Origin of the sequence: Dokdonella sp. (assembly GCF_049593775.1) — a bacterium.
Classification (GTDB): Bacteria; Pseudomonadota; Gammaproteobacteria; order Xanthomonadales; family Rhodanobacteraceae; genus Dokdonella.
This window is the reverse complement of the sequence record NZ_JBAWHJ010000030.1, coordinates 1-3,159: the sequence shown is the minus strand read 5'-3', so window position 1 is coordinate 3,159 and position 3,159 is coordinate 1. Positions and strand designations below refer to the sequence as shown.

Here is a 3,159-nt window from a genome sequence, read left to right as displayed (position 1 = left end):
ACGCTGGGCGCTGCAGCCTACCTTGAGCAAGTTCCACCAGCGTTTCTCCGTGACCAGGCGCAGTGACGAAACCAGGCAACTCTGGGTAAGCCTCGACACGGGATTCTGGACGCTCGATGACGCGCTCGACGAGTGGGTCGTCGATCCTGGCAATGCATCGGTGCAACAGGGTCCGACCGTAGGCATCGCCCAGACTGAAACCATGTTCGGCCAGCCTCGACAGTGGATGGCGACAACTACGGACGGACTGTGGTTTCGCGAGCTCGGCAATTCCGGCACGACTGAACCCTGGCAACGCTACCTGTTACCCGCCCAGCAGGATCTGCACGCGACCGACTTGTTGCGTACGGTCAACCAGGGGGTCGAGGAACTCTGGTTGCTGACCTACGGCGATGGCCTCTACCGTATCCGTGAAGATGGCGTACGGATCTGGCGTGCGGCCACGGGGGAGTTACCCACCGAAGCCATCTATTCGGCAGTCGCAGCTCCGATGCCCGGAGGCAAACACGCGGTCTGGCTCGCATCGCGAGCGGGCTTGCTGCGCGTGATCGACGACGACATTGCCGTGTTCGACCGCCGGCATGGCCTGCCATCGGATGCGGTGCGCGGGCTCAAGCTGCAGCGCGGCATCGATGGCGTCGACCTGCTCTGGCTGGCAACCGAGCGAGGCATCGCCCGCGCGGCATTGGCCGATACCCAATGGCAGACCGTTTCCTTGCTCGGTGCACGAGAAAACGGCACGTTCACCGTCCTGCCGGAAGACGATGGCCGCGGCGGCCAGCGCGTCTGGGTCGGAACGCTGAAGCAGGGACTCGGCCTGCTCCAGGATGGCCAGTGGCAGTACTTCACCGAGGCCAACGGCACATTGCCGGTCGATGGCGTGCGACAGATCTGGAATCTTGCCGGTCCCGACGGCAACAACTGGCGCTTGTTGAGCCTGATCAATGGTGCGCTTTTTCGCATCAGTGACGAACTGGAGTTCACGCCCGTACCTGTCCCGTGGGATCTCGGCGGTGACGACCTGGCGACACATGCCATTTCGCGCCAGCTGGATGGCGTGACCGAGCTCTGGTTCGCCAACCTTCGTAGCGGCGTATACCGACTTCGTGAAGGCGAGTGGACCCACTTCTCCCTTGGCGAGGAAGAAATGCCCTGGAGCGTGATCAACCTCGGACAGCATGTGGATGCGGATGGGAAATCCTGGCTCTGGGCCGCTGGCCAGGCCGGACTTGCCCGCTTCGATGGCAGGCAGTGGGTGGCCCTGAGCGCGATCAAGGGTATGCCGGAAGACGGTTTTCGCGGAGTCACGATTACCCGATCGGATACGCGAACCACCTTGTGGGCCAGCAGCAACCGAAACGGCGTCGTGCGACTGGACATCAGTGATCCGGAAAACCCCTTGCTGATCACCGATAACACGGTACCGCCACCGCCCGACCCCACCGTCTATTCCGTGCTAGAAGACAGCCGCGGCCGGATCTACGTTTGTACCAACAACGGTGTGCAGAAGCTGACTCCGAACGCCAACGGCAAGGGCTATTCGGAACGGGTTTTTCGTCGTCGTGACGGACTGGTCCACGATGAGTGCAACACCAACACCCAGGTCATCGATGCGAACGACCGCTACTGGGTCGGCACCCTGGGCGGACTCAGCATGTTCGATCCGGAAGTCGCTTCGGCGCCCGGACGCACCGTGCCCAAGCCGCTGCACTTCACGGAACTTGTCGTCGACGGCAACAGCATCGATCCAGAAAGCGACAGCGTGCTCGAGCTGCCGGCTGGTACCCGCGACCTGGAAGTGCGCTTCACGGTGCTGGCCGGAATTCGCGAACAGGATTCAACTTATCGGACCGAACTGGTCGATCGGGATGACGGCCCCGGCGAATGGGGTCAGGAACACCAGAGACGATACAGCGGGCTGGCTCCCGGTGATTACGAGCTCAAGGTCGAGGCGCGCGACTACAGCGGGACTCCAAGCATGCCGCGCTCATTGCGGTTCTCGGTGCAGGCGCACTGGTGGGAGCTGCCACTGGTCCGCGTGATGTTCGTGCTGACCATTCTCGCCACCGCAATGGGCCTGGTCCTGCTTTACAACCGGCGCTTGCGCGCACGCCAGCGCCACCTCAAGCGCGAGGTCGCCCGCCGCACCCTGGAGATCCGGTCGGCCAATGAACGACTGACCCAACTGTCCTATCAGGACCCGTTGACCGGTGTCGCCAATCGCCGCCGCCTGATGGAGGCGGCAGATGCGGCTATCGAGCGCGCGGCGGCCAGGAACCTGTCGATTGGCTTGATCGTCATCGACGTCGATCACTTCAAGGAATACAACGACACGCATGGACACCTTTCCGGAGACGTGGCCCTGCGCGCCATTGCGCAGGCGCTCGCCAGCGCGACGCGAGAGCAGGATCTTGTCGCGCGTTTCGGTGGCGAGGAATTTGCCTGCCTGATGGTGGATGCAAATATCGAGGTCGTCGCGCGCTGCGCCGAACGCATGCGCGCCCTGGTCGAAGCGCTGCCGCCGCGCATGCTCGGCAACGACACTCAAACCATCACGATCAGCGCGGGTGTCATGAGTCGAGTGCCGGCACCGGGCGACCATGCCGCCGACTTGCTGCGTGAAACCGATTCGGCGCTGTATCGCGCCAAGCACGAAGGCCGCAACCGTGTCTGTCGGAGCAGTGCCGGGTAAATGCCGGGATTCGGAATGACCAGCCATTCGGCTGTCGAGCAACGGGAATAGGGAATAGGAAGCGTGGTCCTGCATGTTCGCCGATTCGCCCGCCGCGCACCGACAACGCAGCTGAATCGACTCCCGCAAACGACCCCCTGCCGCCTACTGCCCCCCAGCCAGTGACTGGATCAGCACATACCAATGCCCGAGGCCGTTGTAGAACGCGTCCACAGGCAAGCGCTCATTGAGACCGTGAGCGAAGCTGTCGTTGTCCTTGAGGAAAACGCTGCTGACGCCATAGGTCGGAATTCCGGCGACGCGAAAAATGGTTCCATCGGTGTAATAGGGCGCCTGGTCGGGAACGATCGGCGTATCCGGATGGTTGGCGTGCACGGCCTTGCTGACGGCTGACTGGATGTCCTCGCGCAGCGGAGAGGCCACGGCATCGAGAGTGCGCTCGGCAATCTCCACATCGACCTTGTTGC

General features: G+C 62.8%; 1 protein-coding gene and 1 pseudogene. One reads left to right on the top strand and one right to left on the bottom strand.

Annotated elements, in window-relative coordinates; translation table 11 throughout:
* On the top strand, positions 1-2,692 hold a 2,692-nt coding region (locus WBP53_RS01135), incomplete at its 5' end, for a diguanylate cyclase (protein WP_423925088.1).
* A gap of 144 nt (positions 2,693-2,836) precedes the next feature.
* Here WBP53_RS01135 and WBP53_RS01130 read toward each other — a convergent pair.
* Positions 2,837-3,159 (bottom strand): annotated as a pseudogene (locus WBP53_RS01130) (M20/M25/M40 family metallo-hydrolase); the annotation flags it as partial.